Origin of the sequence: Tenebrionibacter intestinalis, from assembly GCF_016632365.1 — a bacterium.
Lineage (GTDB): Bacteria > Pseudomonadota > Gammaproteobacteria > Enterobacterales > Enterobacteriaceae > Tenebrionibacter > Tenebrionibacter intestinalis.
On record NZ_JAEPBH010000076.1, the window covers coordinates 1 to 5,709 of the forward strand.

Consider the following 5,709-nt stretch of genomic DNA (forward strand, 5'->3'; position numbering starts at 1 on the left):
TGTAAAGGAGATGCTCTACCAACTGAGCTAATCACCCATTTCGGTACTGCCTGTAGAACACACGGCGCGGGAGAATATGGTGGGTGATGACGGGCTCGAACCGCCGACCCCCTCCGTGTAAAGGAGATGCTCTACCAACTGAGCTAATCACCCATACTCTCAGACTGCATGCTCTCACGGCGGGCATCAGGGTTGATGGTGGGTGATGACGGGCTCGAACCGCCGACCCCCTCCGTGTAAAGGAGATGCTCTACCAACTGAGCTAATCACCCCCGCTGTGTGGAGTCGCATTATAGGGATAGCTGACAATGAGTCAACGCATTTTCCTCAGTTTTTGTTTGTTCGTTGTAAAATTAGGCAGGCCAATGGCCGAACTCACCGCAATGCCTGTTTTGTCAACGAATTGAGCCAACTGCCTGCGCCTTGCGGGGGATATCCACCCGGCATATGTTATACCATTGTCAGAAATACCTGCGGTCACGTTGAGGATTCAGCCCACGGTGGTAGAATGCCTCACGTTCTGTTTCTCAGGCTTGCCGGCTTCCGGCATTTTTACGTTATAAAGGCCGTTTAATGAAAATCAAAACCCGCTTCGCTCCCAGCCCGACTGGCTATCTGCACGTTGGCGGCGCCCGTACTGCGCTGTATTCCTGGCTGTTTGCCCGCAATCACGGCGGTGAATTCGTGCTGCGTATTGAAGATACCGATCTGGAACGTTCCACCCAGCAGGCAATCGATGCCATTATGGATGGTATGAACTGGTTAAGCCTGGACTGGGATGAAGGCCCGTATTATCAGACCAAACGCTTCGATCGTTACAATAGCGTGATTGATGGAATGCTGGAAGCGGGAACGGCTTACAAATGTTATTGCTCTAAAGAGCGCCTGGAACAACTGCGCGAAGAGCAGATGGCGAAGGGCGAAAAGCCGCGTTACGACGGGCGCTGCCGTCATGATTGTTCAGAGCATGCGGCTGATGAACCGCACGTTGTGCGTTTTGCGAACCCGCAGGAAGGCGCTGTGGTGTTTGACGATCAGATTCGTGGGCCTATCGAAATTAGTAACCTTGAGCTGGATGATCTGATCATCCGTCGCACGGATGGTTCGCCAACTTATAATTTCTGCGTGGTGGTGGATGACTGGGATATGGAGATCACGCATGTGATCCGAGGCGAAGATCATATCAACAACACGCCGCGTCAGATCAATATTCTTAAAGCTCTGGGCGCGCCGGTGCCGCTGTATGCGCATGTATCCATGATTAACGGCGACGATGGTAAAAAGCTTTCCAAACGCCACGGCGCGGTGAGCGTTATGCAGTATCGCGATGATGGCTATTTACCGGAAGCCTTGCTCAACTACCTCGTGCGCCTGGGCTGGTCACATGGCGATCGGGAAATCTTTACTCGCGAAGAGATGATTGCGCTATTTACGCTGGGCGCCGTAAGCAAATCTGCCAGCGCGTTTAATACCGATAAGCTGCAATGGTTGAATCATCACTATATCAATACGCTGCCTCCGGAATATGTTGCAACGCACCTGCGCTGGCATATTGAGCATGAAAATATTGATACCCGTCATGGTCCGCAATTGTCTGAGTTAGTGACGCTGTTAGGCGAACGTTGCAAAACCCTGAAGGAAATGGCGGCCAACTGTCGTTACTTCTATGAAGATTTCGCCAGTTTTGACGCCGATGCGGCGAAGAAGCATTTACGTCCGGTTGCTCGCCAGCCGCTGGAGCTGGTACGCGATAAGCTTTTAGCCATTCATGAGTGGAATGCGCAAAATATTCACGATGCTATTCAGGAAACCGCAGATGCGCTGGGCGTCGGAATGGGGAAAGTCGGTATGCCGCTGCGTGTGGCGATCACAGGCGCGGGGCAGTCGCCTGCGCTGGATGTCACTGTACACGCTATCGGCAAGGCGCGCAGCATCGCACGTATCGAGCAGGCGCTGGCGTTTATCGCGCAGCGTGAGCAGCAGTAACGTTTAATGCGTTCTGAGCCTCCTGTGGGAGGCTTTTTTATTGTCTGTCTTCCTGTAGACCGAGGCGGCGGATGATCCCACCGATGCCTTCGCGATAAAGCAATGTGTGAAGCTGTTCGCGCTCGCTTTCGGTTAGCTGGCGCAATGAAGCCAGCCACAGATATTCCAGGCTATCGCCTTTAACCGCATAATGGCTTTCTGGTTCAGCCAGTTGCGCCTGCTGGGCGTTACGCATCAGCGGCGTATTCATTAAATATTCACGCACATCGTCGTCCACATGGATTACGTGAGCGCGTCCTCCTTTTACGCCGGGCAGGGTTGACGTTTTCCAGCCAAACTTTCTGACCCAGCGATTTAACGTCTGCGGTGTATAGCCGGTCAGTTCCGATAGCTCCTGCGGCGTCATTTTCGGTTTAAAGTTCATCATGTGTTATTGATGTCGCGGATACCCAATCGCAGTAGCAAGCCGCTTATGCCTTCACGCAATAAAAATGAAGTCATTTGCCTGTGCTCTGCCGGGGTTATCTCCTTTAGAGAGTTAAGTATCAGGCTTTCAAGGGAGGCGTCAGTGGCGCGATAATTGGCAGCATCTTCGGCCATGCGTTGAGCGCTGAGAATAAAATTCTTTACACGCTCGTCTACATGGATAAGACGAGCTTTTCCCCCCTGAACGCCCGGGCGTGGAGACGTTTCCCATTCTTCCTTTCGCACCCATTTATTAATGGTTTGTCGGCTGTATCCCGTCATTAATGCCAGCTCTTCCGGCGTCATTCGATCCCTGAACACTGAGAATCTTCCTTATTGTTAACTGCGTAATATTACAGGTTCATCTTACTACATCATATTACTCGAATCTGTGACATGTTTAACTACAAGCGACGGAAACTGAAGAAAAACTGATGAATGTGACGGCTTTTTCAGCGGTTGAACAAGGACGTTGAATTTGCCGTTGACACAGGAACAGGGAATTCTTATTATGCCGCTCGTCAACGCGACATGATGTTTACACGGGGCTATAGCTCAGCTGGGAGAGCGCCTGCATGGCATGCAGGAGGTCAGCGGTTCGATCCCGCTTAGCTCCACCAAACCTGTCTGGGTTTGGTGAGTAAACCAAACAGATGTCCGTCGGGGCTATAGCTCAGCTGGGAGAGCGCCTGCATGGCATGCAGGAGGTCAGCGGTTCGATCCCGCTTAGCTCCACCAATTCAAACCCTCGCCGTCAGGCGGGGGTTTTTNTTCAAACCCTCGCCGTCAGGCGGGGGTTTTTTTAACGCATCCTGGTTGCCGCCGTGCGTCATATGCTTCAAATTTGCGGCTAAAATAGCTGTTCAGGCGTTAAAAATGCGGTTTAAGCGCATTTTCTTGCCTGATCTTCTCAATAAATCTATCATTTCTTTGTCTTTATCAGCCCTCTTTTGTTGGACACACCGGCTCAATGACGAGACTTGCTTTATTTTCGTTACGAAAATCAATTACCGCGCTGGCTCTGCTGCTGCCTCTGCTGTTTATTTCCCGCGCCCTCTCCCCGCGAGCCGTTATTGACGGCAGTGATATCTTTCTGACGTGGCTGCCTCTGAGCGTAGTAATGGCAATGACGCTGATTTTTGGCAGGGTAGTTATACTGCCGCTGTTAATTGCGCTGGCGTTATTTTTTACCGTTGTTTTTCAGCTACCAGCGCTGCAGATGTGGGTGTTTATTTTTTGTCTGTTAGGGCCATTGATACTGGCATGCGCCCTGCTGCGCGTTTTTCTCGGCAGCCGCTGGCGGTTTCGGCCGTTAGGGAAAGGATTGGGCGCCCGTCTGTTCTGGTTTGGCTTTGTGACGCCTTCATCCATGAAGCTTGCCATGTATTTTTCTGGCCAGTGGATCGATTTCCCCGCGCAGCTTACGCACTATTTTGGCCATAGCTCCACGCTCTTTATTATTGTCGATATGTTAGGCATGACCGCCGCCGGGCTGATTTTCACTTTCCTCTTTTATTATCCGCTACGTATGATGTTGAGCCTGGCGTATGCCCGCGCGTTTTTGCGTAGCGAGCTATTCCTTAGCTTTACCGCGGCCAGACGTGGATGGGCCATCGGCTGGTTGGCGATGTTGGCAATGCTGTTGCTGACGCTGTGCTGGCCTACCCATACTATTCTTATTTCTGGTTATCTGGTACCGCTTATTTTTATTGTTTTTACCATCGGTATTCGCCATTTTGGCGTGCGCACCACCCATTTTTTATGGGCGTTTTCGACCTGGTTGCTGTTGACGTTGAGCGAAAACTTTCTTTACGGGGTGCGTACCAGTACGGCGCTGACGTTTATCCTGTCTGTCTTTATTTCGTTTACCGTTTGCCTGCTCTATATGTCTAATCTGTACTGTAAAAGCGTATGGGCGCGACAAATTTACTACGCGCAGGCCATGACCGATCCGTTGACGCAGCTGCCGAATTTACGCGCGCTGGAGCAGCATGTTGTTGGCTATCCCGGCGGCGTGCTTTGCTGCCTGCGTATGGCTAACCTTGAGTTTTGGAGTCAACACTACGGTATGGCGCTGCGTATTTATTGCAAACGTAAGGTTACGCAATTACTCGCGCCGTGGCTTCACGATGGCGAACGGGTGTTCCAGCTTCCCGGTAGTGAATTGCTTATTTTTCTTCGGGGACCGGAGCCGCAGCAGCGTCTGAGCCATATGGTTGATTTACTCAATAGCCGCAATATATCCTGGAATGGCGATTCGCTGGATATTGAATTTGGCGCAGCGTGGGGCAGAGCCCTGCATCTTACGCCTGATGAAATGCACCGGATGCTTGGTCAACTGGGCTGGCTGGCCCATCAGGCCTGTAGCGAACACAGGGTGGCAGCCCTTAACGACTGTGAAGGAGCTGTTTCAGACGTGACGTCAGAGCGTGTACAACTGTTGCGCCAGATAAAGGCGGCGGTGGAAAACGATCGGTTTTCGCTCTACGCACAGCCGATTCATAACCGGGAAGGGCAGGGGTACAGTGAAATTTTGTGTCGGATGTTCGATGACAAAGGGGCAATGATTGTACCGGACAAATTTATTCCCATTGTGGCTGAGTTCAATCTTAGCGCGCGCTTTGATATGCAAGTGTTGAAAAAACTGCTGGGTTGGTTGCGCCTTCATCCTGCGGCCTGTAGAAGCGCACGCTTTTCCGTTAACCTGATGCCGTTCACACTGATGCAAAAGGAGGCCGGGCGCGATATTGTGGCGCTGTTTGAACGTTATGGCGTGGCGCCGCAAACCGTTATTATTGAAGTAACCGAGGCGCAGGCGCTTTCGGATGTCGAAACCAGTCTTCAGAATATTGCGCTATTACGCGGCAGCGGCTTTCGTATTGCCATTGATGATTTTGGCACGGGGTATGCCAATTACAAGCGTTTACGGGATTTGCGCGCTGATATTATTAAAATTGACGGCTGTTTTATTACGGAAATTTTGACGAATAGCCTGGATGCGCAGATTGTGAAATCTATTTGCGATCTGGCCCATGCCCGGGGCTGGGAGGTTGTTGCGGAATATGTCGAGACGCCGGAGCAGCGCGATCTGCTATTGAGTTTTGGGGTGGATTTTCTTCAGGGCTGGCTGATTGGCAAGCCTGAGCCGCTGGTTCGCTAGCTCCCCGGTTGAGACTGCTGACAAACCCCATCCTGTCGCAGTCAAGTTGGATGAAGTACAGTAAAAATCCCCCTTCTTAGAAGGGGGCATTGATTTCG

General features: G+C 51.5%; 4 protein-coding genes and 4 tRNA genes. 4 read left to right on the forward strand and 4 right to left on the reverse strand.

What is annotated here, in order from left to right; translation table 11 throughout:
* Positions 1–77 precede the first annotated feature (77 nt).
* Both JJB97_RS17275 and JJB97_RS17280 read right to left on the reverse strand, forming a co-directional pair.
* A tRNA-Val gene (locus tag JJB97_RS17275) sits at positions 78–153 on the reverse strand.
* A gap of 43 nt (positions 154–196) precedes the next feature.
* A tRNA-Val gene (locus JJB97_RS17280) sits at positions 197–272 on the reverse strand.
* A 301-nt stretch (positions 273–573) separates the two neighbouring features.
* Here JJB97_RS17280 and gltX point away from each other — a divergent pair.
* Positions 574–1,986 carry a glutamate--tRNA ligase gene (gltX, locus tag JJB97_RS17285; protein WP_238715327.1) on the forward strand — a complete coding sequence of 471 codons (1,413 nt, stop codon included), beginning with the start codon at positions 574–576 and terminating at the stop codon, positions 1,984–1,986.
* A 37-nt stretch (positions 1,987–2,023) separates the two neighbouring features.
* Here the strand turns inward: gltX and JJB97_RS17290 are convergent, their stop codons facing one another.
* Positions 2,024–2,413, reverse strand: coding sequence for a YfeC-like transcriptional regulator (locus tag JJB97_RS17290; RefSeq protein ID WP_238715328.1), 390 nt, complete (start codon positions 2,411–2,413; stop codon positions 2,024–2,026).
* A complete protein-coding gene (locus JJB97_RS17295; RefSeq protein ID WP_238715329.1) occupies positions 2,410–2,772 on the reverse strand; it encodes a YfeC-like transcriptional regulator in 363 nt (120 codons plus the stop codon). The genes JJB97_RS17290 and JJB97_RS17295 overlap by 4 nt, the downstream gene beginning before the upstream one ends.
* 223 nt (positions 2,773–2,995) lie before the next feature.
* Between JJB97_RS17295 and JJB97_RS17300 the strand changes: the two genes are divergently transcribed.
* The 3 genes from JJB97_RS17300 (at position 2,996) to JJB97_RS17310 (ending at position 5,611) form a co-directional block, all read left to right on the forward strand.
* Positions 2,996–3,071: transfer RNA gene (locus tag JJB97_RS17300), tRNA-Ala, on the forward strand.
* Positions 3,072–3,113: 42 nt separating this feature from the next.
* Positions 3,114–3,189: transfer RNA gene (locus JJB97_RS17305), tRNA-Ala, on the forward strand.
* A 232-nt stretch (positions 3,190–3,421) separates the two neighbouring features.
* On the forward strand, positions 3,422–5,611 hold the full coding sequence (locus tag JJB97_RS17310; RefSeq protein ID WP_238715330.1) for an EAL domain-containing protein: 2,190 nt from the start codon (positions 3,422–3,424) through the stop codon (positions 5,609–5,611).
* Positions 5,612–5,709: the final 98 nt, after the last annotated feature.